Source organism: Candidatus Eremiobacterota bacterium (assembly GCA_031082125.1).
Taxonomy (GTDB): domain Bacteria; phylum Vulcanimicrobiota; class CADAWZ01; order CADAWZ01; family Ess09-12; genus Ess09-12.
In genome coordinates this window covers 45,497-71,145 of the sequence record JAVHLM010000005.1, presented here as the reverse complement: position 1 = coordinate 71,145, position 25,649 = coordinate 45,497, and the positions used below count along the sequence as shown (strand labels likewise).

The following is a 25,649-nucleotide window of genomic DNA, read 5'->3' as shown; positions in this document are numbered from 1 at the left end:
ATTTCCTTGCCGCCATGTAAAATGATTATAATAAAGCGGGAGCCTTCCCCTCGCGGCTGTCGTAGCCCAGGTGGAAGAACTTCTTCAGGGTCTTCAGGATGATAATCACGTCAAGGAAAAGGGACACGTGAGAGACATAGAAGAGGTCATACTCCAGCTTGACGAGCTGGCTCTCGTCGGAGTTGGGGTACTCCACCTGGTTCACCTGGGCCCACCCCGAGATGCCGGGCTTCACCGACAGGCGGAGGTAATAGAGAGGCGTCATGGCCGCATATTTGTCCACGAAGACCTCCTCGATGGGGCGGGGCCCGATGAGGGAGAGGTCTCCCCAGAGGACATTGAAAAGCTGGGGGAACTCGTCAAAGCCGAACTTGCGGATGAGCCATCCCGTGCGGGTCACGCGCTCATCGCCCGGCTGGGTGAAAAGGGGCCCTTTTTTCGCTGTATGGCGCATGGTGCGGAGCTTGAAAAGGCGCAGGGTCCTCCCGAACTGCCCCACGCGCTCGGGGCGGAAGAAGAGGGGGCCAGGCGATTCTATGGCGATGAGGATAGCTGACAGGGCGACAAAGGGGAACGATATGATGATGCCAAAGAGCGAGAGGCACACATCAACGAGGCGCTTCACATTAAGGTAATAGGCGGGGAGAGGGAAGCGCTCGGCAAGCACTGCCACCGTGGAATCCTCGGTGCTTACGACAGGTATTCTCCCCGTGATGAGGGAGTAGAAGGTAAGGGCATCAAAAACCTGGACGCCCCGCGACTTCAGGAAGAGAAGCTTTGCGCGGAACAGGGGGAGCGCCTTCAGAGAAAACACCACCACATTGATATCCCACTCCTTCATGACCTCTTCGATATCATTGCAGGGGCCCATCATGAGGGCCTCGCCGTCGGTGTCCTTCCAGCAGAGGGCCTGCGCCCCGGAAGTGTCGGGGATGAGGGCTGCCGTGCGGTACTCCATCATCGGGTCATCGCGGATGGCCTTCACCAGTGCCCAGTTGAGGGCATCATCACCGAGAAGCATGACGACGGTGCGCACCTGGGCCTTCATTACCGTGCGGTAAAAGATGAGCCTCCAGGCATAGATTGCGATGATGATGAGGGGGATGTGGGTCACCAGCACCTTCCTGAGGTTGGGCACCTTCTGGAAGAAGTAGAAGAGCATGGTGAGCCCCCCGACAGCGAGGAGCACCGCCAGGATGATGCGGACGAGCCTGCCCTGGGAGAGAGAGACGCTCCTCACGTTATAGAGGTCGAAGACATAGAAGACTGCCAGGTGGGCAAGGACCGCTATGGCTACGGGGATCCAGAGCCCTCTCGCAAGCCCCGCGAAGAGGTCGGCCCAGGAAAACCTGAACCAGGGGAGGTACATGAAGATAATGGAGGCAAGGATGATAACGGTGTCAACGGCCACAAGCAGATACTGCCTGCGCACGAAGGGATTTCTTGTGACGATGGAGCCCACGGCATCTCACCTCTTTTCGCAGCCACCCCATTGTAACCCAAGGGATGCCTTTCGTCAACACCGGGGTGATCGCTTTGACTTTCCAGTAAGAATGTAGTATAGTAAAACTGTAATACTTTACAAAGGGGTGATTTTCATGGGCGAGACCGTGAAGGTGAGCATGAAATACCAGGTCACCATCCCCGAAGAGGTGCGGAAAAAGATACCCCTGGAGATCGGGTCGCGCGTCAAGGTCTTCGCCCGCGATGACGAGATCGTGATAAAGCCTGTCGTGGAGGTGCCAAGGGAGCAGGCATGGTTCTGGGAAGCCTCATGGCTTGAGAAGGAGAAAAGCGCCACTGAAGATGAAAAAGCCGGCAGGACAAAGTCCTTCGACGACGTGGAAGAAGCCCTCAGATGGCTAAAAAGCTGAAAATCTCACGAACCTTCAAAGAATGCTACCAAAAGCTCCCCCGAGAGATCCGGAAAAAAGTGGACAAGCATCTCCGCTTCCTCAGGGAGAACCCGATCCATCCCTCGCTGAGGCTCCACCTGATTGAGCGCACAGGGTCCATCTGGGAGGGATATGTTGATGCCTCATACCGCTTCACCTTCGAGATCCGGGAAGATCACTATTACCTGAGAGCCGTGGGCGCCCATAAAATCATTGATATCGAGGCAAGAAGGGGCTGACAGGCTGTTTATCTGCCCAGGACCTCCCTTATCTTCTCATCGAGAAGGTCCGCCATCTTTTCCCTTGTATAAGACTGCGCCACTTCCCGGGCATTTCCCGATGCCCTGAGCGAGAAAGCCTCATGCTCCTCTTTCACTTTCCTTATGGCCTCAGAGAGCGACGGCGGATCGTCGGGGATAAAGGCAAGATTTCCCCCGGTGCGCGACAGGATCTCGGCGCCTTCGCCCTTGATGCCGTAAATGACAGGCTTTCCCGCGCACATGTAGTCAAAGACTTTCGAAGGGATTGTTCTCGCCATCGTCTCGTCCGAGAGGAGGGGAAGGACAAGCGCCGAAGCCTGCGCCATCTCCCTGAAAGCCTCGGCCTTGCCGACAGGCCCCTCAATCGCGAAGCGCTTCAAGCCCCTCTCTAAAGCCATGGCCTCGAGCTTCCTTCGCTCCACGCCATCTCCGATAAGGCGGAAGTCGATGCCGGAATGCCCCTCCTTCTCCAGCAGCGCCGCCGCTTCGACCACCACCTCAAGATTCTGGCAGCGCCCGAAGTTCCCCACATAGGAGACCGTGAAATCCCGGGAGCTCGCTTCAGGCTCCTTTCCTGCCTCCGGGAGATATGAGGACGGCACCCCGTTGTACATGACGAAGAGCTTTTCACTGCCCGGGGCGCCCATAATCCCGCCGATGCGCTCTGCCATGGGCCTTGACACGGCCGATATCTTCACGGCGCCCCCGTAGAGCAAGCGCTCGGCCACTTTCGCCCCCCTGAAAAGAATGCCCGACTGAGAGAGCTGCCCTGCCGACACGGCTGACTCGGGCCAGAGATCCCGCACGTCAAGGAAGAACTTCGCCCCCTTGAGGCGCGCGGTGAGAAGGCCCGCCCACCCCGCAAAGAGGGGCGGGCTCGTGGCTAAAACCACCGAGGGGCGGCCTTTGAGCCTGAGAGCCGCCATGAGGGCGTTCATCATGAATGACGAATAATGAGCGATATAGTTCCACTTGCCTTTCCCGGAATAGGGCACAAGGGGCACCCTGATCACTTTCACGGCGCCGTCATCAAGGGGAGCGGCACTTTCCCCCTCGGCTATCCCGCGGTGCGGGCGCGCCGTGATGACCGTCACCTCATATCCCTTCCCTGCGAGCAAATCGGCAGTCTCCTTGATGCGGAATGCGGCAGCCGTCACATCAGGGTGGTAATACTGGGTCACTATGAGGAGAGAGGTCTCACGACCACTCGATGAGGCACTGCACACTGTTCACTCCTTTTGCCGCGACGGCCTTGATGGGCACCCTGCTGCCGAACTCGGGGAAATACGAGGCATCTTTCACCTCAAGCCCCCCTTTTGAGGTGATGGTAAACTTCTTCCCGGCGCACTCGGCCTTCACCGCTTGAGAGGAACATTCCAGAATGCTTACCAAAGGGCCGAGATGCAGCGCTGAGACAAAGTCCTTTCCAGGCGGAGAGACAAGAGAATCCTCCAGGGAGATGGCGGTATCCCTGAGGGAAACTTCGCGGCGGAAGATGTGGCCGTGATAGTCGTGGAGCACCGCGGAAATAAGAACGGCGCCGTCCTGCTCTTCAAGATATTTCTCCATGACCCGCGCGCGGCGCCCTATCCCGAAGGAGGCAAAGCACTCCGACTGCTCAAGGCCCTCGCCATGGGGCACGTTATGGGCTTCCGTGCCCCGGCAGTATGTGCGGATATCGCTGTCCTGGTATGAGCCGCAGCCCGTGTCCACCATGGCGCGCTCGCCATGGAGGGAAAGCTCGAAGGAAAGGGCGTCACAGTGGGAGTGGCCCGGCTGGTGCGAGGGGCGGGGGCCCTGGCACTTCATTACGAAGTAATGGCCATCACCCCATCGGCGCAGGGCATACCCCGAGTCGGGAAGGAGAAGGGCGCAGGGAGCGTCTGAAGGCGAAAATCCAGGGAAGGAAAAGCGATAGCCGTTGAAGGCGGCGTCGCCGAAAAGGGCTATCTTCCCGTCGGGGTGCATAAGGTGCGAAAGCCATGCCTTCATCTTCTCAAAGGCGGAGCGCGAGGCCTCGACAAGCTTTTCAATGAGGGCCCCGTGCTCCCTGAGGGCAGGATGCCCGCCAGCCAGGGCGGCGCTCCCCGAAGCGATGACCGATGAGGTGCCTTCCATCACCACCTGGTGATACATGGGTGAGAGCTCATAATGGGCGCCGTCCGGGAGCACCTGGGAGGCCAGGGCCTCCATGAGTCCCCGGCAGGAAAAGAGAAGCCATTTTTCAAGCTCTCTTTCCGCCCGCTCCCGCGAGGGAAACTGCTTATCCATGAGAAAGAGGGAGCCAAGGAAAAGGGCCCGGTAATTCTCAAAGAGGTGGTTGGCCCCGATATGGTATTCCACGTCGCAGAAAAGCCTCAGCCCCTGCCGGTAAAGAGACTCTGCCATCACCGCCGTGACGGCCTCATAAGGGGCAGGCGCTCCACGGTGCCCCTCAATCCACTGAACCCACCGGGCCATCCTCCGGGAGATCACGTAAGGCTCCCACGGCTCGGCGCCTTCGTCAGCATTGCAGAATATCCAGTCCACGATGAGAAGAAGGGCATCCTCACAAGGGAAGGCCCCTGCAAGAAACTCAAAGGCATTGAGCTGATAGCGGAAAAGCTTCTCCGAGGCGCCGTCATCCCAGAATGACGGCGACGGATAGCCAATGCTCCTGTTCAGAAGAGAGACCTTCACCGTGCTCCCGGCGCGGCTCCCCTCCTCGCGAAGCCTGAGGGCTTCTTCGGGAAGGGACGGCTTCTCACCCCCCGTGACGCGCACAAAGCGGCGCTTCATGCCATGAAGGACCCGTCCCGCCATCTGGCCGGGCCGGTAGTAGCGGAAAGAGGAAAGAAGCGCCGGGATATCTTCAACCCTCATAAGCCTGCGGCACGGAAAGTGGCATCTGTCACTTCCACGAGCTCCTCAAAGGGTATGGGTGAAGGGAGGCCCTTCTCGACGGCCTCCACAAAGGCCCTCGCGCAGCCGCCGTGCCCCTTGTCCTGGGCCATGGGCTTCTCCCTGGAAAAGCCTTTCACGCCGAAGCCCGCGAGGCTCCTGAAATTGTCAAGCACCAGCACGGCGCCGCCGCATATCACCTCGAGGCGCTCCTTGGGAAAGCTCTTATGGCCTGCCGTGAGGTAGTGGAGAAAGCCCTGGGAGCCGTTTGTGCAGCGCAGGAAGAGCGATACCGTGCCCGGAGCGGCAGAGGCACCTCCGGGGAAAGACTGCACCTCCGCAAGGGGTGAGCCGGCACAGAACCTTATAAGATCGATGAAGTGGCATCCCTCGCCGATAAGGCGCCCGCCGCCGGCCTCGCCGTCAAGGGTCCAGTGATCGGCGGGAAGGCTCCCGGCGTTCACCGTCATCACGAATGTCCCGGGCTCCCTGAAGCCCGAGAGGATCTCACGAAGCCTCACGGTAAGGGGGGCGAAGCGCCTGTTGAAGCCTACCATGAGCAAGGGCTTCTCTGCGAGGGAGCGGTAAGTCTCATCAAGGGCCTCAAGCTCTTCGCGCTTTATACAGAGCGGCTTCTCCACAAAGACATGCTTTCCCGCCCTGAGGGCCTCCATGACCAGTGCCCCATGGCTGTCATGCTGCGTGGCTATCACGACTGCGTTTATCTCGCTGTCATCGAGAAGGGCCCGGTGGTCAGTGGTCACCGCCTCAAAGCCGAACTTCCTGCCGGCATGGTACCCCGACATTCCCCCGGCGCTCGCAATGATTTTGAGACGCGCGCCTGTCTCCCTGAAGGCGGGGATAAGCGTTGACGAGGCAAAGCTCCCGGCGCCGATAAATCCTATCACCGGCGCTGCAGCCTTCCCTGAAGCCTGGGATACGCCAAGAGGCACCACCTTCAGCGCGGTGTCAACAGGGGCATCATAGTCAAGCATGATGCCAAGCATATCGGTACCTCCCGAGACATTTTCATAGGCATCGAGGGCGCTCCCGAAAGGAGAGCGCGCCGTCACGAGGCTCTCCGTCACGAGCTTTTTCTCCTTCATGAGCTGCAGGACCGCCTCAAAGTTGCGCTGCTCGGTCCAGCGCACGAAGCCTATGGGGTAATCAAGACCCTTCTTCTCATAGGGCGCCTGGTAGCGCCCGGGCCCGTAGGAGCAGGAGACCTGGAAGGAAATCTCCTTCCTGTAAAAATCATCGCGGGAAAGGGCAAGGCCCACGACGCCCACAAGAATGACCCGCCCGCGGGGACGGCACATCCGGGGCGCCATGTGGATCGGGTCATTGCTCTTGGTGGAGGCGGTAATAATGACGCCGTCAACCCCGTAGCCCGATGAAAAGGCGTGGGCGATCCCCACGGCATCGAGGCTTTCGGTGAGGGCATAGGCCTCAGCGCCAAAGCGCCGCGCGTGGTCAGCCTTCTTCTCATCAGGGTCAAAGCCCAGGACCCGACAGCCGTGGGCTCCCAGGATCTGGCAGGTCAGGAGGCCTATGAGGCCGAGCCCCATTACCGCCACGGACTCGCCGAGGGTCGGGCTTATAAGGCGCACCCCCTGGAGGGCAATGGCGGCAATCACGGTGAAAGCGGCCGTATCGTCGTCAACGCCGGGAGGGATAAGGGCGCAGAGAGTGGCCGGCACCGAGACAATCTCGCCATGGGGGCCGTTCGAGATGACGCGGTCTCCCGCCCTGAAGCCCTCGACACCGCTCCCCGCGGCAATGACCTCGCCTGCCTGGGAATAGCCCAGCGTGATGGGCTGATCCAGTTTGCTCTGCACAGCCTGCACCGTGGGCAAGATGCCGTCGGTCTTAATCTTCTCGAGGACCTGGCGCACCCTGTCAGGCTGCTGTCGGGCCTTCTCTATCCACCCCGCCCTTCCGAAATCAAGGAGCATCCGCTCGGTGCCGAGGGAGATGACGCTCCGCCTTGTCCTTATGAGGAGATGGCCCGCCCGGGCCTGCGGCACCGGGAGCTCGGCGAGCTCAAGCGCGCCTGTCCTGAGGCTCTGAAATAACTGCTTCACTGCACCCTCCTCCTTCTCAATTCAAGACCCTCATTCCATCTCCTGCCGGCCGGCAGCGCGGCTTATGATAGCCCCCTCACCCTACGTCATCGTTGACGAGTTGATGAACATGGTGCAGTTCTTCCGGCATTTCCCCGAGAGGGCCTGGGCCCTGAAGGCGTCGCGCTTCTTCCTGACCTCGCCGGGATCATCATCAATGACATTCCCTATACAGGAGTCCTCGTGCTCGCCGCAGCAGATGCGCAGGTTCCCCTTGAAATCGACCCACTGGGAGAAAAAAGGGATGGAGCAGCTCCCCCTCGCCGATGAATCGCCGGCCTCGCTGATGGTGCCCTTTTCCAGAATCTCCCGCGGCACGATGACGGTAATGCCCTTACGTGAGAGCTCGTGGACCTTTTCCCTGATATGTGAGGCAAAAGACGCGATCTCTGCGGGCGCAAGGCGAGAGAGACGCTCTTTTGCGATCTCCCCGGGGTTGTTGTTGTGGCGCTCATCAACCTTGAAAGAGCGAAACTGCACAGTGGAGGCGCCATACTCCTCGACGAAGGCCATCGCCTCATCAAAGCGCAGCAGGTTTGTCTTCATAAGGATGGTGTTGACGCGGAGGCGCGGGAATGCCGAGTTTCTCGAGCGTTTCAGCTCCCTGAGCCTGGCGAGCTTTTCCGTGACGGCATCAAAATTCGAGCGGAACATGATGCGGTGATAGTCATCGCGGGCAAATCCGTTCATCGAGATGACAAGCTCATCGACAGGCCTCTCCACCATGAATTTCATTATAGTGTCGTCAAGGAGAAGGCCGTTGGTGGCAAAGGAGACAAAGGGGATGCCCCGGTCCTTCGCCGACGCGATATAGTCTATGAAACCTGGCGTCATGAGGGGCTCATAAGAGCACGAGAGGTACAGGAGCCTCGCGGCGGGACCGACTCTTTCCAGGAGAGCATTGAAGCGGGGAAGGGGCATCATATGCTCTTCTGTGCATTTCTGAGGCCTGTTCTCGCACATGATGCATTCGATATTGCAGACGTCGTTGGTATCCATCCGCAGGACATTCTTGCGCATCCCCAGGGCCTCGGCCGCCTGCAGCACCCCTGCCCTGAGCCTGTCGCTTCCCAGCAGATCATAAAGTTTTTTTAAGTGCCTCACCTCGGCCATACCTGTACCCCGCGCCATCTGCACTCGCCCCATGTACTCCCCATTTTGCCGGGGGAATGCCAAAAACCTTTTTTACCGCCGAACCTTTGCATAAGCGCCGTTTTCTGCTATAATCTTATATGTAAAAGGAACTCCTTCACGGGAGGTGATTTTCCGTGTACCGTACGGATACTAACCGGGGCATTGCCCTTATCCTCGTGCTGGTGGTCCTCATTGTTGTCGTCATCTTTTCCGTTGCCCTCATCGGGCTCTCCACCATGCAGTCGCGGTACTCCCTCAGGCGCGGCAACGAGGTCATCACCAGGCAGTCGGCCCAGGCGGGAATCCAGGAGGCATACCTGATCCTCAGGGATATTTATGACTGGGGCAAGATAGAAGCGGCCATGACGATGGAAGAAAAAGAGGACCGGGAAAACAAGCATGATGATGATGACGGGGGCGGCCACGGCCATAGAGACTTTTCCGTGGTGCCGGACGGCGGGTCAATCCCGCCCCTTCTCATCAACGACAGCTATTTCCCCCAGAACGGCACCTATTTCACCACCACCGTCGATGCCACGGACTTCTTTTCATGCGCCGTCACTTCAACAGGCTATTTCAAGAGGAATAATTCCCTCGGCGACGATCCGTCAAACCGCCTCTGGGAAAAAGCGATAAAAGTCATCTTCAACAAGAACGCCTTCAAGTACGCCCTCAACTCGATGATAAGCTCCGAGCTTTACACCGTGCCCGACCTCAAGCCCTACTATTCTGTTATGAACACCGAGATTTACGACCTGTACGCGCCGGGCGTCAGCGCTTACAGCATCGCCATCAGCAAGTCAAAGTTCTACGGGACCCTCGGCTTCGGCAACAAGGATTCGATGCTTGTCACGAGAGACCTCGATCCCCTCAACGAAAGCGGGAACCGCATCAGGACGCTCTCCGCTGAAGCCACCGACCTGCAGCGATTCGAGACTGTCAGTATTCACCAGGACCCCGATCTGCCGCTGGATGTGGCGACGAAGAAAAAAAGAAAGCTCAGGTGCTATGACCCGCCGCTGTACAAGAGGCAGGGCGAGCTGATCTTCGATGAGACCGAGCATCTCGGTGACTTTTACCTTGCCCACGGTGAATATGAAGACCTCATCATCAAAAACTCCCACAAGATTACCCTCAGGGAAGGGTTTTACAAGGCAAGGAACCTGGTCCTCGGCGACCTCTATCACCCCACGGATATCACGATCATTCCCGATGAGCACAATGAGACACCCGCCTTTATCTTTGTCGAGGACGAGATTACCATAGGACAGGGCGTCAATATAAACTTCGACGGCGACCCCGGGAAAATAGTCATCATCGCCATGAAGCCTTCCTGCAAGACGTTCCTCTCGGAGTGCCGCTTCTGCGGCTACATCGGGGGCGCCTCATGGGTGCTCCTCTACAAGGCGCAGATCCAGGGCGCCATCGAGGGAAACCAGCTCACCTGCTTCAGCTCGGATATCCGCTATGGGAAAACCAAGGACAAGGCCACTATCGTGAGCTGGGAGGAAGTGCGCAAGTGAGGCCTGGGAAGCGAAGCACCCCATGGGGATTCACTCTCTTCGAAATGATGGTAGCACTCCTCCTGCTGGCGCTCCTTATTTTTTCCATCGGGGTCCTGATCCCTTTCTCGCAGCTCCATATGAGACAGACCACTCACCGCGACATGGCTTACACTTATGCCGACATCCTTCTCAACACCGTCTGCGGCATGAACAGCGGCGACATCGTGCCGGGAACCACCTTCAGCGGGCAGCCGGCCCATTCAGGGCCCTCCCAGTTCCCGCCCTGGCCCTACCCATCAGTCACCCATGTGAGCGAATATCCCTCCACTGACACCGCGAAATCCCTCACCCACACCACGGAGTATTTTTTCACCGTCACCGCCGCCCAGGAATCGCCAATCAAGCCGAAAGTCTACGTGGTGACCGTAAATGTCTCCTGGCGGGAGCATGGGGCCAAGGAATCCGAGGCCCAGGAAAAGACCATCACCGTGTCGTCGAAAGTCACCAGGAAGGAATGAGGCAATGAGGAATAAGGGAGCCCGTGGCCTCTCGCTTGCGGAGATCATCGTCGCGATGGCGCTGCTTGGCTTTCTCATCAGCATCTCATCCTACATCTTCGTCTCGGCCTGGCGGCGCTACCACGTCTCCAATGCCCTCCAGGACGTCCAGTTCAACGCGGTCAGGGGAGTGGACCTCTTTTCCCTTGACCTCACCGAGACGAGCTTTTCCAATGTCAGCACCACAAGACCCAATACATGGACCTTCCCGTCAGCCCGGGACCTCAGCGGGATCTTTCACAGCACCGAGACAGGCCCTCTCTGGTCGAGCTGGTATATCTACCACCTTGTGCCTGACGGGCAGAGGAAAGCCGCGGACGGCTCGTCCCTCTACTTCCTTGCGAGGACCCAGGTTGAGGGTGACCTCTACGCGACCTTCAGCGTCGATACAGAGATTGCCAGGAAGCCCTATCGGGTGATGGCGAGAAACGTGAAGCGCGTCCAGGTGGAGGTCTTGCCCCTCACGACCTATTACAAGATCCGCATGGAGACAGAGAACGACATAAGGGGAAAGCCCTGCACCTTCAACGCCCAGCGCGACGTGGTGGTCCACTCGCCATGACGCCTTCCTGCCATGAATTTCTGAAAGGAGCCCCCATGAGCCTTCCCGCAGAGAACACCAAAGAGAAATTCACTTACGGCGACTATTACTCCTGGGATGACGGGCTCCGCTGGGAGCTTATCGACGGCGTTCCTTTCAATATGACGCCTGCCCCCGGCGTGCCCCACCAGCGAATGCTCATCGAGCTTGCCAGGCAATTTGCCACTTACTTTCTGCAAAAAGAATGCCAGGTCTTCATCGCCCCTCTCGATGTGAGAATCCCCCTTCACGACGAGCGCGACGAGGATATCACCACGGTGGTGCAGCCCGATCTCATCGTAGTATGCGATAAGGAAAAAATCGATGAAAGAGGCGTGCGGGGGGCCCCGGACCTCGTCATAGAAATACAGTCCCCTTCCACGGCGCGAAGAGATCTCAAGGAGAAGCTCGCCCTTTACGAGCGCTCTGGAGTAAAGGAATACTGGATAGTCCAGCCTTCGGAGAAGCTCGTGATGGTCTTCATCCAGAAGGAAAAAGAAGGCTTCTCGAAGCCTTCTGTCTATGCCCCTGAAGAAAAGGCCCCTGTGGGCATCACAGACGGCGGGTTTGAGGTTGAGCTTGCCATGGTCTTCAGCGAGCCCTCTGAAAAGGGCGAAAGCCTCCCCGAAAAGACTGAAGCTCCCCTTTAAAGAGGAATGACCGCTCCCTCCGGCAAATAATTCTTCCACCGGGAAGCACAAGGCAGGCTGCGCAGCGCGCAGAGACGAGGAGGGGCCATGGAAAAGATAGTTATCACCACCACCACCTTCGGTGAGTACGATGAGACGCCGCTTGAGCTCTTAAGCGGTTTCGAGGTGATAAAGAACCCCTACAGGAGGAAGCTGAGCTCCGTCGAGGCCGTGGAGCTCGCCCGCGACGCCGTGGGCATCCTGGCGGGCACGGAAAAGCTTGACGCAAAGGCCATCACGTCGCTCCCGAAGCTCAAGGTCATCTCAAGGGTAGGCACGGGCCTTGACAGCGTGGACTGCACCGCCGCCGAGCGCTGCGGCATCAGGGTCTTTAACACCCCCGACGCCCCCACCCTCGCCGTGGCAGAGCTCACCGTGGCTCTCATGCTCAACCTCATGAGGAAGATATCATTCATGGACCGCAGGCTCAGGGAGGGCAAGTGGGAGAAGTGCATGGGGAACCTTCTTTACGGCAGGAACGTGGGGATTGTGGGCTTTGGCAAGATAGGGAAAAAAGTGGCGGAGCTTCTCATGGCTTTCGGCTGCAAGATATCGTACGCGGACCCCTGCGTGGACGATGAAAAGGCCTGCACATGCCTCCCCCTCGAAGAGGTCCTCGCCTCGTCAGACATAGTCACCCTCCATGCCGATTCAAAAGAGAGGATCCTCGGCGAGAAGGAGCTCCGGCTTATGAAGGCAGGCGCGCTGCTCCTCAACCTGTCACGGGGAGAGGCGGTGAACTATGGAGCCCTGGCGGCGCTCCTTAAGGAAGGGCACCTCGCAGGGGCAGCCCTTGACGTGTTCCCCGACGAGCCTTACACAGGGCCCCTCAAGGAGCTCGAGCAGGTGATCCTCACGCCTCACATCGGCTCATACGCCATGGAGTGCCGCGTCCAGATGGAGATTGCGGCGGTGAAGAACCTCCTGGAAGGCCTTGGAGCCCGGAAAAAGGTGAAGCCGTGATCCGCGCCGTCATCTTCGATTTTGACGGCGTCATCCTGGAATCGGCGGAGATAAAGACCGAAGCCTTCCGCGATCTGTCAGGCGACCTCTGCCCGGAGCACGCGGAGCATATTGTCACCTACCACAAGGAAAATGTGGGGATCTCACGATATGTGAAGTTCCGCTATATCTACGAAAAGCTTCTCAAGAAGCCTTACACAGAAGAGATTGAAAAGACCCTGGGGGAGAGGTTTGCCGTCTTTGTCAAGGAGAAGGTCTTCACGGCGCCCTTCGTGCCCGGCGCCCTTGAGTTCCTGGAGCGCTTCCACGGGAAGTATGCCTTCTTCGTGGCCTCGGGAACGCCTGAAGAAGAGCTTCAGATGATAGTAAGGGAGCGGGGGCTCCAGAAGTATTTCCTCGAGGTCGCCGGCTCGCCGGCAAAGAAGCCCGCCCTTATAAGGAGCATCCTGGAGCGTCACCACTACCAACCCGACGAGGTAGTCTTCATAGGAGACGGCGACAGCGACCGCCGCGCCGCCCTTGAGACCGGCATCCCCTTCATCGCAAGGCTCACCACTGAGTGCAGTGACGACCTGAGGAGCCATCCCCACACGCTCGATGACCTCACTGGACTGGGAGAGGCTCTCGAGGGCCTGAACGCCGGGGCTGGGAGCCTGTAGCCTTCACATCCGAAGAAAAGAGGCGCCTCACCTGGATCAAGCCTTACCGGAAAGGCCCCGAAAGCATTGAGGACGTGCTGAACAACCCCTATATCGTGGAGTAGCGCGCCGCACAGAGGCGGGAAAAAGGAATTCCCATGCAAGGGCTCCCCTTACTGCTCAAAGCCGGCTCTGTCAAGATCTGGGAAGTCATCCTGGAGAAGCTCGGAGAGCTCCTCAAAGACCCACTCCGCCTCAAGCTCGTGCCTCGTCTCTTCCACGGGCTCCCCGAGATACTCCAGGGCCTGCTGCCTGGTAATCAGCCCCTCCACGACGGCCTGGAAGAGCAGAAGCTTATAGCGACGGGGCTCCTCCCTTCCGATCTCGCAGGGCTCCTTTTTCTTCCACCCGCGCCTGCTCATTGCAGTAAAAAGCCCCTGCGCCATGGTCCTGCTGATCACCGCCAGGTCCGCGGCCCGGTATACCAGGGCCTGCATGCTTATTCCATATTTCTGCTTCAGAATCTTCAGCTCATAGAAGCTCAACCGCGAGCGCCTTACCCCGAGCTCCCTCAGGGCGGCCTCCCGCGGGACGAGAAACGCCCCCGCAAAGCGGTGGCAGGCCTTTTCTCTGTCTATGTCCACAGCGGTATCAAGTACAAGGTGGCCAAGCTCATGAAGCATGCTGAAGCGCTGACGGTCACCGGGGAGCCTGCTGCTTATCACGATCACCGGGGCCTCCCTGGCATTTACCCAGCCGCCCCTCGCCCTGCACGAGAACCCGTCAACCCCTTCAGGCGCATCAGAGACAAAAACCTTGATCCCATGCTCCTCCATTATGGAGGCGACACTTTCCAGCGGCGCCGCACCGAGATTCCAGTGCTGGCGGAGCGAATCGGCCCTCAGCTCGACATCCTCGAGGCTCCTGACCTCCCTTGTGACCGCCGGGGGCAAGCTGAAGAACGCCGAGCGGGCAACGCCGAAAATATGCTCAAGATCAAGCATTCTCTCGAGGCTCTGACGGAGCGCGAAGGTGATTCTCTCACCCTCCCTCCGGGACAGGGTGCCCCGCTTCCTGAAAGAGGGCTCCGAGAGGGCGATCTTGAGAGGGCAATGAAAAAAATCCGCATCCACCGAGAGCACGCGGGCAAGCTTCTCCAGAGAGGCGGGCGCAGGCGACATGAGATCCCTCTCATACTTGGAGAGCGCCATCGCCGAGATCTCCGCCCTGGCGGCAAGCTCCCGGAGGCTCAGCCCCGCGGCTCTCCTCGCCTGCAGCAGGCGTGCTCCGATCATGGGCAGTCTCCCTTTGCACTGATGTGGTTACAGTATAGCATATACTTCCGGCAAAAATAATCATGGAAGTGCTTCGATCCGGTAAAAACCATTTCTCTTTGTGCCAGAAGCGGTAATAACGATCTTAATGCATTGGTGACAGCCCATGGGCATCGTTTTGGTTTTCAATATTGTGTTTACTTTTTATTTTATTATATGCTATAATGTAAACAATATATGAAAGGAGGAACAGGTATGGGAGTGTTTATCCAGCTTTACTGCATACCCGGAAAGATTGACAGGGGCGCCTGGGCGAAGGCCTATGACGAGTCGCTGAAGATACTGCAGGGCTATCCCGGCATCCCTCTCATCGGCATCAAGGAAGAGGACCTGGGCTTCTGCACCAGGATAAGCTTCACGCGGCATCTTGAATCAGGCACCGATGCCCTTGGGCGCTCATGGCATGTAGTGGGAGACTTAAAGAGCGGGGAAACGGCAGAATCCTTTGTGCTGCATCGCGATCTCGACTTCTACAGGAAAGACCGGTCAGGAGCCGGGACGGGAGACGATATTCTGAAAGCCGTCGGCTGCGATGAAGAAGGCTACAGGACTGTTTTTGACGACAAAACCCAGGGGTACCCCTACCATTATCCCATGCTCACCGTCGCCATCCTGTTTGAGAGCCTCTTTTCGCCTTATGCCATGGCTTCGGGTGACATCAGCAGAGCGCAAGCCCTCGCCGTGATAAAAGAGGCCGGGAAGCTCACGGATGTCCTCCTCTCACCTCCCGTGTGCACTGATGCAGAAAGGCTCATAGAGAGGCTCAGGCCCCATTGCGAAGGCTCACGTCTCATCGATATCTGCGAGCGCCTCTTCCGCGGCGATGACAGGGACCTCTGGAAGGCTCTCGCGGCTCATATCGACAAAGAATTTCTCGCCGCATACACCAAAAACACCCTCAAGAGCTTTTTGCCCTCCCAGAGAGGCGCCACAAAAGCCTTAACCCTCTACCTGAATGCCACCGGGGATGTGGCGGGCCTCTGCAGGCTGGCCTGCCTGGACCGCGACGGGCCCCGCTATGACCCCCTGAAGTTCGCCGAAGCCCTTGCCGGCACATGGGTCACCATCGAACCCGAACAATACGCCTTTCTCAGGGCCTTGAGAAAACCGGACCACATTGCGCCCACTATTGATTATCTGATGGCGTCGATGATGATGAACATGCAGCTGAAGGACCAGGACATCGAATTTCACATGGAACAGGCACGGCTTATTGAGCTTCTGCAGCAGAGCTTCCCTGCCCTGGAATCGCCGATTGCCACAAGGGTGAAGAAGGCCACAGACAGGGAGGAGAAGATACTGAAGGCGGCACAGAGGGATTTCAGAAAGCTTGAGCAGGAGAGAGAGAAAAATCCCGCCCGGAAGCCTGAGAGCTCCCCGCAAGACGATGAAGAGAAGCTCGTGCCTCTCCTCGCGGAGCTTCTTGTGCCTTTTTGGGACAGATGCATGGAATCTTATGGCAGGACGAAGAAGCATTCCAGAGACAAATGCTGGAAGGTGCTTGTCGGCCGGGCCGTTGACTCGGGAATACTTGTCAGCGAGCAGGCCTGGGAATGGATTGACAGGGAGCAGGACCGTCAGATCCTGTTCTTCCTGTTCTGCATGGCCATCAAGCCCTCCGACAATGAAGAAATAAGCAGAATGAGAAGACTGGTCTTTGAGTACCGCAGCATCAGCGCCGCCCTGAAAGCCGGTACCGGCGGAAAAGCCCCGGAAAGCCGCTGACAGTCTCACCAGCCTGATTCCCACGGACTGAGAGCCGAGGAGGGGATAGAGATGGCATTGAAGGCGAACAGGAAATCACATGCCGACCGCGATGCGCTGAATATGCGGCATTTCCATGAGAAAGCGGAGCTTATGGAGGCGACAAAGCTTGCTCTTGCCCGGGAAGAAGGTATGGCCGAGGGCATTATGGAGGGCTATAAAGAGGGCTTTGCTCAGGGCTTCGCTGAGGTCATGGCTCAGCATATCGCGAAGGGCATCGAGAAAGGCTTTGAAGAGGGCGTAACCCGGGCCAGGGCCGACACAGCCACCCGCATGAAAGACCTCGGCTTCGACAGGGAGACCATCAAGAAGGCCACCGCCCTCTCCGACGCCGACCTTGACCGGCTCGGAATAATATCGCGGGAGGCCCCTTCCTCTTTTAGCTGAAGAGCCACAAAGCCCGTGAAAATCTGATGTGAGCGCCTCAAGGAGGAGGCTTGACATTATGTAGCAAAATGCTACAATAAGAGTATGGGACAGCCAGTGAGAATCTCCGATAAGCTTATATTGGAAGCCCGGCTGGCCGCTGAAATCGAGGATCGCTCCATCGCCGGCCAGATTGAATTCTGGGCCCATCTGGGACAGGCTCTTGAGCCTCTGCTCTATGGAGCGCAGGTAATGGCGCTCCGACGCGCTGGACGCCTCAGGCCTCTCTCCCAATGCATAGATTCCGTCGATAGCGAAGAGGGCCGCCGCAGAGTCCGGGATTACCTGCAGCACCTGCCTTATCCTCATTACGAGCAGGCACCAGGCAGACCCGGCCTGATCGTCCGGATAGAAGAGGACGGCAGCCGCACCGTAGGAAAGTTTGTCAACCGGCAGTTCCTCCCCGCGGACTGATGGAGCTCCCCGAGCTGGATAACCGGCCCGTCATCGTCGCCATCGCAGGTCCCAATGGCGCGGGCAAATCAACATTTTTTCACTCCCATATCGCGCCGGCCGCCCTCAGGTTCATCGATCCCGATGCGCTCGCAAGAGAATTGGGCACCGATGCCTACACTGCGGCAAAAATGGCTGATGCCCTGAGGCGCCGGCTTCTCTGTGCGGGAGAGAGCTTTGCCTTTGAGACAGTCTTTTCAGATCCGGCAGGCGAGAAACTGAAATTCCTGAAAGAGGCGTCAAAAGCAGGACATACTGTCGTGCTGTGCTTTATCGGCCTGGCCGATCCCGACCTTTCCGAAACCCGTGTCGCCATGAGGGTTTCGCAGGGCGGGCATGAGGTGCCCTCCGAAAAGCTGCGCTCGTGTTTTCCCCGCACCTTGGCGAACCTCAAAGCGGCACTCAGCGAACTTCCACTCGTATATGTATTCGACAACAGCGACCTCGGCAGGCCATTTCGAAGTATCTCGATATTCAGGGAGGGGCAGCAGATTTTCGCGGACCCCTCTCCTCCTTTGTGGTTCACGAGATTACTGGAGTAGTGGTTACGGATATCATTAAAGCCACCCTGCTTTGACAATAGACAAGGACCATCCATTCTTTTATCTTGTATGCGCTATTCAGGGTGAGAATGGCAACAATTTTATAATACAAGGCAACAGAATAGAGTCCCGATCTTCCCGAGCCCTTTCTGGATAACCGGCTCGTCATCGTCGCCATCGCAGGTCCCCACGGTGGCGGGCAGGTCAGCATCTGAATCACCTGCCCCGGGGGAAGATGAAGGTGAGGCTGTGAGGAGCCGTGCCCCTGATGATGAGGTGGCCCTCGTGGAGGCACCGAAGGTGGTGGGCCATGCAGAGGGTGAGGAGATTGCCCTCGGTCGTGGGGCCGCCATGGGAGCGGTATTTGATGTGGTGCGCGTTGAGATTGCGCCGGCACCGGCAGCCGGGAGCCTGGCACTGGTAGTGGTCCCGGGCGAGGACGCGGCTGTGGAGGTCCCTTTTTTCGGGGTGGTCCCATGCGGAGAGGAATGCGTCAAGGAGGGCCTCGATGAAGAGGGCAAGGTCCTCTCCGCCCCAGAGCCTCACGGCGTGGTTCCAGAGAGGGATGAGATCCCTTTTCAGGAAGAAGCGGATGAGGGCCTGGGGGTTTGACCCGAAGGTTCCGTCTTTGTGGGGGTCCCCCGAGAGTATCGAGAGAATCTCAGGGAGCTCAGGGTGCTCACCGCCTTCGGTGACCTTCCAGATGACGGCGGGGACCCCGGAATTACCTCCTCCTTCCATGGTTTTTTGCTGTGCACAAAGTTGGATTCCGATATCCAAACCCTCGTCTCCACTGGGTTCCGTGGCATTTGAAGGAGGGGCGGGGACCCTCTTGACGGATCTCCCCGTGACGGCCACCTCGAAGGCCTCGGGAGCGATGTCCCATTTCTTGTGGACAGCCCTCTTCGCGAAGCGGAGGAATCCCTCGACGGCCAGCATGAGGGTGGCCACCGGAACCTCCTGGGCGTAAGAGAGCCACGCCCCCTGGACCCTGGTCCCCTCATTGAAGACCTTTGAAAGAAGGCGCGCCTGCTCGGGGGTGAGCTTCCCCGCCTGCACGAGGTCCAGCATATCGGGATATTCCAGATACCACCTTTCTAATTTGATTAAGGAATATGCGGCGCTGCGGGACATCCCGAGGCGCTCCCTGGTGTAGTGGCCCAGGGAGAGGAAGAGCATGTCCTTGTAGAGGCCGAAATTGTTGAGAGTCCGCAGGAGCCTCCCCTGGTAGAAGGAGAGGGAGTGGCGCAGGGAAGCCATCTTCCGGAGGCGGGCGACCGTCTCGAAGGGATCGGCGGGAGGACGCACAAGGGTGCTGTCGGGAGTGACGGCGGTATCGGCATCAGGCCTGTGGTTCCCGGGAGCCTGAAACTCCGAAGGAAGCTCCACCGTGACAGGTTTCCAGGGCAAAAACTCCCAGAGGTGCGACACCTCTTCGAGATCCTTGTGGACCTGGCGGGCAAGCTCCTTGTCCCGCTCGCCGAAGGAGGCCTCGTCATCGAGGGAGCCGATGGCACCCGCCAGGGCGCCAAGGAGAAGGGCTTTCTTCTCGATGGCGGGATCGGTTCCGTTCTCCTTGGTGCCGGAAGCATCAAGGCTATTCCGAGAGTATGCCCCCTCGCCGTGGGTGACGCAGGCTCCCTGGGAGTCTTTCCCCTGCGAGCGGCAGAGAGAAGCTCCCGCGGCCTCCCGAGCCTCAGGCTTCCCTGTCCCGGAATCGGAATCCTCCGGAGACTGCACCGTTGTGCCAGGATCCCCGATACCCCCGAGCGGCGCCGAAGCGGCGAACTCCGCAAGAAGGGCCTCCACGAAGCTCTCCGAAGGGAGCTCCGCCTCCTCGATCCTGCGGAAGACCTCGAGGGCCCGATCCCATTTCGCGGCAACGGAAAAAGGAACCCGCGCGCTTACCGCGAGGCTCCCTGTGTCCTCCTCGTAATCACTCCTGGCGACGAAGGCATTGATGCCGCTCCCCTCGGGGCCGCCTTCAGCATCCCCCGAACCATCCCTTGTGCCGGCCTCCCCGGCGCCGGCTTTAAAATTCTTCACCTCCTCTTCAAGTTCTCTTATGGTGGAATACATGGCCTTGGAGAGCCACTCCGCCTCGGTCTCGGGCGTCACTACCTGGAAAAGATGCCGCAGCGCGCTCTTGCGGAGGTGCCCCTTTTCAAGAGCTTCCCTGATGAGGGGGAGCTTCTGAAGGGCCTTCGCGTTCCGCATCAGCTCATAGCCGCTCCTGGACGAGATCCCCAGCTCCTCGCGGACAAAGTCGGACACTCTCACATAGCCGAGCTTCTCGAGCTTCCCGTTGAGAGAGAGAAGGGCCTCGCCTATGAGGATATCAAGCTTCGTGCCGGCATGGGAGAGGCACCAGAGGTTCCAGTCCAGGACCTCCGCGGTGAGATCGCGAAAGATATGGCGACAATTCGAGCGCGAGAGCACCTCGTCGGCGCCGTACGTGACCAGCGGGAGGCCGGGAAGTGCCCTGAAGACCTGCCCGCCCTCCATGACGGCCTCGTAGCCAGGATACTCGCGGATCACGCCGGTATTCACAATAGTCCTCCTTTCATGATTTTTGGCAGATTTTTTAGATACTTTTGTATCCCTTATAATATTATACAAGATTAATAATAACAAGTCAAAGTGTCAGTCTGCAGAAAAGCTTATCATTGTTGATGTTCGAGCCCATCACCAGATGCCTCCCCAATGACAGGAAAGCACCAAAGTGCGATTTTTCCGCCATAAGCCCCGAAAAATGCAGCCAGCGCAGAAAAAAGAGGGCGGGCGGCGGCGCAAAGGAGGGGAGAAGACAGAGGCATAAAAATTTGCAGAAATTTTTCTCAAGAAAAACGGCCATGTCTTTGACGGCTGGCTCCCTCACACCCCAAAATCCCGTCATAATATGTATGTGCAAGAAGCCCTTCCGTTGTGCCCGGGATTATGCCACCGGCCCGGGAAGGTTATCCACCGCTGCAGGTCCCTAGATACGCCTTCATAAGTGATGGATATTTCATGTTGAGGTGAGAGGCTTTTCAGATCTCAGGGCATGATCCGGAGATCTCCCCCGAGAGATACTCCTGTGCACAAATCTGTACTTTGGCGGCCAAACCCTCTCATTACCAGGTTTCATGGCCTTTGAACATGAAGGGGACCCTCCTGACGGATCTTCCCGTGACAGCCACCTCTTCACGGAAATGTCTTACCAGAGCCCCTTGAGATAGAGTATAATGAAGACATGAAAAGATATGAGAAGGAGAAGAATATGGCGTACGTAACTTCCGCAGAGAGAATCGGAAGAAAGCAGGGCCGCAAGGAAGGCCTGCTGAAAGGCAGGCTTGAAGGAAAGCTTGAAACCGCGGCAAACATGTTCAGGGAAGGCTTCAGCAAAGAGACGGTGAAGAAGCTCACGGGCCTCACGGACAAGGAGCTGGACCGCATCACGACAGAGTAACCGGTACCCAGGCTTCCTCAAAGCGCCGGCACTGAAAAACAAGGTGGCCTGCATGCCCTTCAATTCATAGTTCTCCCCCGAGAGCCCCTTCGGCGGCTTCACCGACAGAGACGGCACCGTCATCTTCTCCACCGATGAAGGTATCTCCTCGAGCAGAGCTCGACAGTGAAGGGCTGCGGCTGAGCCGGGAGCCTCCCGCATTTTGAAATTTGAGAGGAAATGTGGTAGTATTGAGAGAGAAGAGGCCGCCGGGCGGAGGGTTGATGGAAGACAGCACCTTCTTTGAGACAATAAAAGCGCACTTTGCCGAGCAAAATTTCTACCTCACCGCTCATGCCAGGAAAGAAGCTGAAACAGATACCCTCACCATAATCGAGATATGGGAAGCCCTGATAAGCGGGGAAATGATAGAAGATTACCCCGATGATCCCAGGGGCCACAGCTGCTTTTCCTTGGATCCTCAAAAAGCGGCAGAGCAATTCATATATGCTGCGGTTTCAAAGGAGGAAAAGCCTGTGTAATCACGGTGTATATTCCCTGCCCCGCCGAATGGATTGAGTGCAGAAAAAGGAGGAAATAGCATCATGACGCCCCTCTGCAGATGCGAAAGCGAATTTGTTGAGAAAAAGACCACTCTTCATAAACAATGGAATGGTGAATGGCATATCATTGAAGATGTTCCCGTCTTCGTCTGCCCTCAATGCGGAGAGGAATACTATGACGGCAGGGTGCTGATGAACATAGAGCGGATGCTTGCCGATAAGGACCATATCGAAAAAGTGATATCCGTGCCGGTCATGAGGTACAAAGTGGCCTGACGAAATCCGTACAGCATCATACCTGCAGAGAAAGGCGAAGAAACAGTCAAAGAGAGGATTGCCGAGATTTTCCGTCTTCTTGATCCCTATATTCACGCTCCACTGAGAAGATTCCTGAGAGCTTCATGAAATACCTCATCTGTTATGACAATATCGATTGCACCTTCATAAGCGCGGTGTAAAAGCTCACCTGCCCCTCCCGCAGGAGAAATCACCGCAGAAAAAAGGCAGTCTGCATCAAAAAAGAACCTCATTTCTTATTCCAGTCTTTCTGCAGTCTCTCCGCCAGGCCATTAAACAATGCTCTCTGCTCTTCTATCGGCAGTTTTTTCATCGCCTCAAGCTTCTCTTTGAGCTCCGGGGGTAACCGGTCCGCTTCTTTCCATTCATCGATTTCCTCGTCACGGTAAATCCTGATTCCTTGTTCATCGGGGAGTTTACCGAGGAGTCTCTTTATTTTCTCTGCCTGTTCAGGAGCGAGAGGCCCTTTCACTTGAAGAGCGAAATCAAGGAAATGAGCCTGCTGTTCCCTTTCAAGAAAATCAGTCAAAGCCTTTTCGCTGGCTCCCGCCAGAGAGGTATTATGGAGCCTGGCCCAGCTCTGCATGTGGTCAATGAGAAGAGGATTTATGCTTGTGGTGAATCGTTTCTTTGTGGCCCACTTCTCGCCTCTCGATGAACGACAGGCAGGGCACATACAATTCTCCCTGTGAGTGACAGGTTTCAGTGCCATGATGGTGCCTCCTATATGAAGTATGGTATCTATATAATATTTTAAGTATTGAAGTAAATAGATGTCAAGAGGAAGGCAAATAAGAACCCCGTGCCATTGAAGCCACCCATATCCCGAGAGCCGCTTCGGCGGCTTTGTATCCCAGCCACTTCGCTCACTCATTCTAAACGATCCTTCTGAGATCCACCTATTGATTTTGTCCTTAGTGCCCACCACCAGAATCCATTGAATGTTGACAAAAAATATGCTATTATTTATTAAAGGCTTGATAGATATTTTAAAATCGCCATGAAACCTTATATCCAAAGGGATTTAGAACCCATTGTTCTTGAAAGAATGGAAACCGGCCTCATCACCGCCGTCATCGGCGCCAGGCAGGTAGGCAAGACTACTATGCTTCTCAAGCTGCAGGAGCTGATTGCCGCCAAAGGGCCGGTCGCCGGAGCCATGATTTTTTATTTCACTTTTGACGATCCCCTTCTGAGGGCTGAGCTCTACCGGGATGCGAAGCACCTGGAGAGGGAGATAGAGAGAAGAACAGGGATGCCGTTTCCTGGCGACAAGCCGGTCTTGATAATTATTGATGAGGTGCAGAAGGTCCCTCTCATATTTGATTGGCTCAAGCTCGTTTATGACAGGCATTGTGAAAACCTCAGGCTGGTACTTTCAGGCTCATCGTCACCGGAGCTGAGATTGGGCTCCGCCGAAAGCCTGGCCGGCAGGATTACCTTTCTCAGGCTTTTCCCGCTGTCATTACGGGAGATCATTAAATCAGCATGGGGGCTCGCCCTTCCCCCGCCATTGTGGGACATTCTGGGCGGGACTCACCCTATGAAAGATTTTATCTCCCGCCAGTCCCTTCTCTACAGCCACAAAGCGGAGCTTGAAAATCTTCTTGAACGGATACTTCTTGAAGGCTGCCTCCCCGCGGTATATGCGGCAGATACGCCGGCAGAGAAGCTCCTGCGCCTCCAGAGCATGATAGAAACCTATCTGGAGCGCGATATTCGCGCGATGCAGGAGATCGGGGATCTGAACAGTTACGTGAGCGTCCTGAAAACGATCTCATACGAGATCGGCTCTCTCCTCAACCTGAGCTCTCTGTCTTCCGATCTCGGTATTGCCTATAATACTCTCAAGAAGTATATCTCCATTCTGGAAGACACCTTTGTGCTGAATATTCTTGCCCCGATGGTCCCGCGGGTAAGAAAAAGATCTGTCAAGAGCAGCAAAGTGTATTTCTTCGATGTCGGGATAGCCAATATGCTTGTAAAACGAACGGAGCGGGAGCATATTCACGGCCCCGTGGGGGGATTTCTTTTTGAGAACATCATGCTGAAATCCTTTGAGGCTGAAAACAGGAATCGTCTTGCCAGAAAGAATTGTTATTTCTGGAGGGATTACGACGGGCATGAAATAGATCTGGTGGTCTCGGCAGGAGCTCACCTATTTCCCGTAGAGATAGACTACGGGAAAAATCTGCCGAGAGAAAAACTGAGAAATTTCAAAGCTTTCTTCGAGCAGTTCCCCGAGTCGCTCTATGGTATCTTTCTCTACCGCGGCGAGCTCAAGGAGGAGCAACTGGGAGAGAGGAAGATCTTTCTCATTCCCTGGTGGCTCTGGTGGTAGCCACCCCGTCCTGGCAGCCCTCCATAGATTGTTAAGCCCTTCAATGTTGAGGTGAGAGGCTTTGAAGAGCGCCTTTTCATCTACCGCTGCCGGCATCTCTTTGAGTTTCCGTCGGTAAAGCTGCAGGATTATACCGAAAAGATATGAGAAGGAGAAGAACATGGCTTACGTGACCTCGGCAGAGAGAATCGGGAGAAAGCTGGGCCGCAAGGAAGGCAGGCTGAAAGGCAGGCTGGAAGGCAAGCTTGAAACCGCCGCACACATGTTCAAGGAGGGCTTCAGCAGAGAGACGGTGAAGAAGCTCACGGGATTCACGGATAAGGAGCTGGACAGCCTCACGACAGAGTAACCGGCGCCCCGCCCGGGCTTTCTCAAAGGGCCGGCACTGAAAAAAAGTGGCCTGCTTGCCCTTCAAATGAAATTCTCCCCCGAGAGCCGCTTCGGCGGCTTCACTGACAGAGATGGCACCGTCGCACCTTCTTAAAAGATAATCGATTGACACCATTACATTATGATGTTATTATGTACATGAGGTGATACCCATGGAGAAAGTGAGAACCCAGATACAACTGGAGCGCCGTCAATATGAGCGGCTCAAGGAAGAGGCATTCAGGAACAACCAGTCTCTCTCGCAGACAATAAGGTCAATGATAGACCGGGGCTTCGAGGCGGAGGCCGGGAAGCGCACAAAAGACACTGCCACTGCCTTTTCCTTCATCGGGTGCATCTCGGATGATAAGAAAGATGTGGCAGAGTGCCATGATGCCTACCTGGATGAAGCACTCGGGGGGAAACTGAGAAAATGAGACTTTTCGTGGATACCTCGGCGTTCTACGCCCTTGCCTCTCAAAATGATGCCTTCCATCAGAAAGCAAAAACCCATCTGAAAAAGCTTATTACAGGCCATGAGTTCATCACTACTTCTTATATCGTTGCAGAGACCCTCGCACTTCTCCAGAACCGCGGAGGAAAGAGTGCCGCCCTGCACTTTCTTGATTCCCTGAACAGGGGGAAGTGGGTAGAAATACTATGGATAAGCGAAAAGCTTCACCTCGAGGGCTGCCGGCTCTTCCTAAAAAATACCGCTGAAGTAAGCTTTGTTGACTGTGTGAGCTTCGCCGCAATGCATCATCATTCGATAAAATATTTCTTCGGCTTCGACGAGCACTTTGAAAAAGCCGGCTTCATCAGCACTGTTTCAGGAGAATGAGCATAAAGGAGACCAAGGAGCCTCACGAAACAATATTCTACCCCGGGAGCCCCTTCGGCCAGGCAGAA

At 56.7% G+C, this 25,649-nt stretch carries 27 protein-coding genes; 19 read left to right on the top strand and 8 right to left on the bottom strand.

Annotated elements, in window-relative coordinates; all coding sequences use genetic code 11:
• Nucleotides 1-25: 25 nt before the first annotated feature.
• On the bottom strand, nt 26-1,462 hold the full coding sequence (locus RDV48_07245) for an exopolysaccharide biosynthesis polyprenyl glycosylphosphotransferase (protein ID MDQ7822577.1): 1,437 nt from the start codon (nt 1,460-1,462) through the stop codon (nt 26-28).
• A 136-nt stretch (nt 1,463-1,598) separates the two neighbouring features.
• Between RDV48_07245 and RDV48_07240 the strand changes: the two genes are divergently transcribed.
• Both RDV48_07240 and RDV48_07235 read left to right on the top strand, forming a co-directional pair.
• Nucleotides 1,599-1,874: an AbrB/MazE/SpoVT family DNA-binding domain-containing protein gene (locus tag RDV48_07240; protein ID MDQ7822576.1), complete on the top strand. Its 276-nt coding sequence runs from the start codon at nt 1,599-1,601 to the stop codon at nt 1,872-1,874.
• On the top strand, nt 1,859-2,134 hold the full coding sequence (locus RDV48_07235) for a hypothetical protein (protein ID MDQ7822575.1): 276 nt from the start codon (nt 1,859-1,861) through the stop codon (nt 2,132-2,134). The genes RDV48_07240 and RDV48_07235 overlap by 16 nt, the downstream gene beginning before the upstream one ends.
• Nucleotides 2,135-2,142: 8 nt before the next feature.
• Here the strand turns inward: RDV48_07235 and RDV48_07230 are convergent, their stop codons facing one another.
• The 4 genes from RDV48_07230 to RDV48_07215 all read right to left on the bottom strand — a co-directional run bounded on the left by RDV48_07230 (nt 2,143) and on the right by RDV48_07215 (nt 8,304).
• Complete coding sequence (locus tag RDV48_07230) at nt 2,143-3,381, bottom strand: glycosyltransferase family 4 protein (protein MDQ7822574.1); 1,239 nt, start codon at nt 3,379-3,381, stop codon at nt 2,143-2,145.
• Nucleotides 3,353-5,017 carry an alginate lyase family protein gene (locus RDV48_07225; GenBank protein MDQ7822573.1) on the bottom strand — a complete coding sequence of 555 codons (1,665 nt, stop codon included), beginning with the start codon at nt 5,015-5,017 and terminating at the stop codon, nt 3,353-3,355. Before RDV48_07225 ends, RDV48_07230 begins: the two co-directional genes overlap by 29 nt.
• Nucleotides 5,014-7,119 carry a bi-domain-containing oxidoreductase gene (locus RDV48_07220; protein ID MDQ7822572.1) on the bottom strand — a complete coding sequence of 702 codons (2,106 nt, stop codon included), beginning with the start codon at nt 7,117-7,119 and terminating at the stop codon, nt 5,014-5,016. Before RDV48_07220 ends, RDV48_07225 begins: the two co-directional genes overlap by 4 nt.
• An 81-nt stretch (nt 7,120-7,200) precedes the next feature.
• Nucleotides 7,201-8,304, bottom strand: coding sequence for a radical SAM protein (locus RDV48_07215; GenBank protein MDQ7822571.1), 1,104 nt, complete (start codon nt 8,302-8,304; stop codon nt 7,201-7,203).
• Nucleotides 8,305-8,426: 122 nt separating this feature from the next.
• Here RDV48_07215 and RDV48_07210 point away from each other — a divergent pair, with 122 nt between their 5' ends.
• The 6 genes from RDV48_07210 (at nt 8,427) to RDV48_07185 (ending at nt 13,245) form a co-directional block, all read left to right on the top strand.
• Complete coding sequence (locus RDV48_07210) at nt 8,427-9,815, top strand: hypothetical protein (protein MDQ7822570.1); 1,389 nt, start codon at nt 8,427-8,429, stop codon at nt 9,813-9,815.
• Nucleotides 9,816-9,859: 44 nt separating this feature from the next.
• Nucleotides 9,860-10,315: a hypothetical protein gene (locus RDV48_07205; GenBank protein ID MDQ7822569.1), complete on the top strand. Its 456-nt coding sequence runs from the start codon at nt 9,860-9,862 to the stop codon at nt 10,313-10,315.
• A 4-nt stretch (nt 10,316-10,319) separates the two neighbouring features.
• Nucleotides 10,320-10,916, top strand: a complete 597-nt coding sequence (locus RDV48_07200) for a type II secretion system protein (GenBank protein ID MDQ7822568.1) — start codon at nt 10,320-10,322, stop codon at nt 10,914-10,916.
• Between the two features lie 35 nt (nt 10,917-10,951).
• Complete coding sequence (locus tag RDV48_07195; GenBank protein ID MDQ7822567.1) at nt 10,952-11,584, top strand: Uma2 family endonuclease; 633 nt, start codon at nt 10,952-10,954, stop codon at nt 11,582-11,584.
• Nucleotides 11,585-11,671: 87 nt separating this feature from the next.
• Nucleotides 11,672-12,586: a phosphoglycerate dehydrogenase gene (locus RDV48_07190; protein MDQ7822566.1), complete on the top strand. Its 915-nt coding sequence runs from the start codon at nt 11,672-11,674 to the stop codon at nt 12,584-12,586.
• Complete coding sequence (locus tag RDV48_07185) at nt 12,583-13,245, top strand: HAD hydrolase-like protein (protein ID MDQ7822565.1); 663 nt, start codon at nt 12,583-12,585, stop codon at nt 13,243-13,245. The genes RDV48_07190 and RDV48_07185 overlap by 4 nt, the downstream gene beginning before the upstream one ends.
• 152 nt (nt 13,246-13,397) lie before the next feature.
• Here the strand turns inward: RDV48_07185 and RDV48_07180 are convergent, their stop codons facing one another.
• Nucleotides 13,398-14,519: an XRE family transcriptional regulator gene (locus tag RDV48_07180; GenBank protein ID MDQ7822564.1), complete on the bottom strand. Its 1,122-nt coding sequence runs from the start codon at nt 14,517-14,519 to the stop codon at nt 13,398-13,400.
• A gap of 234 nt (nt 14,520-14,753) precedes the next feature.
• Here RDV48_07180 and RDV48_07175 point away from each other — a divergent pair, with 234 nt between their 5' ends.
• The 4 genes from RDV48_07175 to RDV48_07160 all read left to right on the top strand — a co-directional run bounded on the left by RDV48_07175 (nt 14,754) and on the right by RDV48_07160 (nt 17,743).
• Entirely contained in the window at nt 14,754-16,283 is a 1,530-nt protein-coding gene (locus RDV48_07175; protein MDQ7822563.1) for a hypothetical protein, read from the top strand.
• Nucleotides 16,284-16,334: 51 nt separating this feature from the next.
• On the top strand, nt 16,335-16,709 hold the full coding sequence (locus RDV48_07170; GenBank protein MDQ7822562.1) for a hypothetical protein: 375 nt from the start codon (nt 16,335-16,337) through the stop codon (nt 16,707-16,709).
• Between the two features lie 84 nt (nt 16,710-16,793).
• Nucleotides 16,794-17,162 carry a hypothetical protein gene (locus RDV48_07165; protein ID MDQ7822561.1) on the top strand — a complete coding sequence of 123 codons (369 nt, stop codon included), beginning with the start codon at nt 16,794-16,796 and terminating at the stop codon, nt 17,160-17,162.
• The gene (locus RDV48_07160; GenBank protein ID MDQ7822560.1) at nt 17,162-17,743 is read left to right on the top strand and encodes a hypothetical protein; all 582 of its coding nucleotides are present in this window, start codon (nt 17,162-17,164) and stop codon (nt 17,741-17,743) included. The genes RDV48_07165 and RDV48_07160 overlap by 1 nt, the downstream gene beginning before the upstream one ends.
• Nucleotides 17,744-17,959: 216 nt before the next feature.
• Here the strand turns inward: RDV48_07160 and RDV48_07155 are convergent, their stop codons facing one another.
• A complete protein-coding gene (locus RDV48_07155; protein MDQ7822559.1) occupies nt 17,960-20,293 on the bottom strand; it encodes an HNH endonuclease signature motif containing protein in 2,334 nt (777 codons plus the stop codon).
• 709 nt (nt 20,294-21,002) lie between these two features.
• Between RDV48_07155 and RDV48_07150 the strand changes: the two genes are divergently transcribed.
• From RDV48_07150 to RDV48_07140, 3 genes are all read left to right on the top strand, one after another.
• Nucleotides 21,003-21,191: a hypothetical protein gene (locus RDV48_07150; protein ID MDQ7822558.1), complete on the top strand. Its 189-nt coding sequence runs from the start codon at nt 21,003-21,005 to the stop codon at nt 21,189-21,191.
• A 263-nt stretch (nt 21,192-21,454) separates the two neighbouring features.
• Entirely contained in the window at nt 21,455-21,712 is a 258-nt protein-coding gene (locus RDV48_07145) for a DUF4258 domain-containing protein (protein ID MDQ7822557.1), read from the top strand.
• 63 nt (nt 21,713-21,775) lie between these two features.
• Complete coding sequence (locus RDV48_07140) at nt 21,776-22,009, top strand: YgiT-type zinc finger protein (GenBank protein ID MDQ7822556.1); 234 nt, start codon at nt 21,776-21,778, stop codon at nt 22,007-22,009.
• Nucleotides 22,010-22,259: 250 nt separating this feature from the next.
• On the opposite strand, the gene RDV48_07135 is transcribed toward RDV48_07140, so the two are convergent.
• Nucleotides 22,260-23,048 (bottom strand): hypothetical protein, encoded by a 789-nt coding sequence (locus tag RDV48_07135; GenBank protein ID MDQ7822555.1) that lies wholly within the window; start codon nt 23,046-23,048, stop codon nt 22,260-22,262.
• Between the two features lie 30 nt (nt 23,049-23,078).
• Between RDV48_07135 and RDV48_07130 the strand changes: the two genes are divergently transcribed.
• From RDV48_07130 to RDV48_07115, 4 genes are all read left to right on the top strand, one after another.
• Nucleotides 23,079-24,371 (top strand): ATP-binding protein, encoded by a 1,293-nt coding sequence (locus tag RDV48_07130; GenBank protein MDQ7822554.1) that lies wholly within the window; start codon nt 23,079-23,081, stop codon nt 24,369-24,371.
• A 160-nt stretch (nt 24,372-24,531) separates the two neighbouring features.
• Nucleotides 24,532-24,720, top strand: coding sequence for a hypothetical protein (locus tag RDV48_07125; GenBank protein MDQ7822553.1), 189 nt, complete (start codon nt 24,532-24,534; stop codon nt 24,718-24,720).
• Between the two features lie 193 nt (nt 24,721-24,913).
• Nucleotides 24,914-25,177, top strand: a complete 264-nt coding sequence (locus tag RDV48_07120) for a hypothetical protein (protein ID MDQ7822552.1) — start codon at nt 24,914-24,916, stop codon at nt 25,175-25,177.
• Nucleotides 25,174-25,581, top strand: coding sequence for a PIN domain-containing protein (locus RDV48_07115; GenBank protein ID MDQ7822551.1), 408 nt, complete (start codon nt 25,174-25,176; stop codon nt 25,579-25,581). The genes RDV48_07120 and RDV48_07115 overlap by 4 nt, the downstream gene beginning before the upstream one ends.
• The last annotated feature ends 68 nt before the right edge of the window (nt 25,582-25,649 follow it).

Excerpts from the sequence above, each read along its gene's own strand:
- RDV48_07240 (MDQ7822576.1), top strand. The coding sequence starts at position 1,599 with ATGGGCGAGACCGTGAAGGTGAGCATGAAATACCAGGTCACCATCCCC.
- RDV48_07235 (MDQ7822575.1), top strand. The coding sequence starts at position 1,859 with ATGGCTAAAAAGCTGAAAATCTCACGAACCTTCAAAGAATGCTACCAA.
- RDV48_07225 (MDQ7822573.1), bottom strand. The coding sequence starts at position 5,017 with ATGAGGGTTGAAGATATCCCGGCGCTTCTTTCCTCTTTCCGCTACTAC.
- RDV48_07215 (MDQ7822571.1), bottom strand. The coding sequence starts at position 8,304 with ATGGGGCGAGTGCAGATGGCGCGGGGTACAGGTATGGCCGAGGTGAGG.
- RDV48_07205 (MDQ7822569.1), top strand. The coding sequence starts at position 9,860 with ATGATGGTAGCACTCCTCCTGCTGGCGCTCCTTATTTTTTCCATCGGG.
- RDV48_07200 (MDQ7822568.1), top strand. The coding sequence starts at position 10,320 with ATGAGGAATAAGGGAGCCCGTGGCCTCTCGCTTGCGGAGATCATCGTC.
- RDV48_07195 (MDQ7822567.1), top strand. The coding sequence starts at position 10,952 with ATGAGCCTTCCCGCAGAGAACACCAAAGAGAAATTCACTTACGGCGAC.
- RDV48_07190 (MDQ7822566.1), top strand. The coding sequence starts at position 11,672 with ATGGAAAAGATAGTTATCACCACCACCACCTTCGGTGAGTACGATGAG.
- RDV48_07180 (MDQ7822564.1), bottom strand. The coding sequence starts at position 14,519 with ATGATCGGAGCACGCCTGCTGCAGGCGAGGAGAGCCGCGGGGCTGAGC.
- RDV48_07175 (MDQ7822563.1), top strand. The coding sequence starts at position 14,754 with ATGGGAGTGTTTATCCAGCTTTACTGCATACCCGGAAAGATTGACAGG.
- RDV48_07170 (MDQ7822562.1), top strand. The coding sequence starts at position 16,335 with ATGGCATTGAAGGCGAACAGGAAATCACATGCCGACCGCGATGCGCTG.
- RDV48_07165 (MDQ7822561.1), top strand. The coding sequence starts at position 16,794 with ATGGGACAGCCAGTGAGAATCTCCGATAAGCTTATATTGGAAGCCCGG.
- RDV48_07160 (MDQ7822560.1), top strand. The coding sequence starts at position 17,162 with ATGGAGCTCCCCGAGCTGGATAACCGGCCCGTCATCGTCGCCATCGCA.
- RDV48_07150 (MDQ7822558.1), top strand. The coding sequence starts at position 21,003 with ATGGCGTACGTAACTTCCGCAGAGAGAATCGGAAGAAAGCAGGGCCGC.
- RDV48_07145 (MDQ7822557.1), top strand. The coding sequence starts at position 21,455 with ATGGAAGACAGCACCTTCTTTGAGACAATAAAAGCGCACTTTGCCGAG.
- RDV48_07140 (MDQ7822556.1), top strand. The coding sequence starts at position 21,776 with ATGACGCCCCTCTGCAGATGCGAAAGCGAATTTGTTGAGAAAAAGACC.
- RDV48_07130 (MDQ7822554.1), top strand. The coding sequence starts at position 23,079 with ATGGAAACCGGCCTCATCACCGCCGTCATCGGCGCCAGGCAGGTAGGC.
- RDV48_07125 (MDQ7822553.1), top strand. The coding sequence starts at position 24,532 with ATGGCTTACGTGACCTCGGCAGAGAGAATCGGGAGAAAGCTGGGCCGC.
- RDV48_07120 (MDQ7822552.1), top strand. The coding sequence starts at position 24,914 with ATGGAGAAAGTGAGAACCCAGATACAACTGGAGCGCCGTCAATATGAG.
- RDV48_07115 (MDQ7822551.1), top strand. The coding sequence starts at position 25,174 with ATGAGACTTTTCGTGGATACCTCGGCGTTCTACGCCCTTGCCTCTCAA.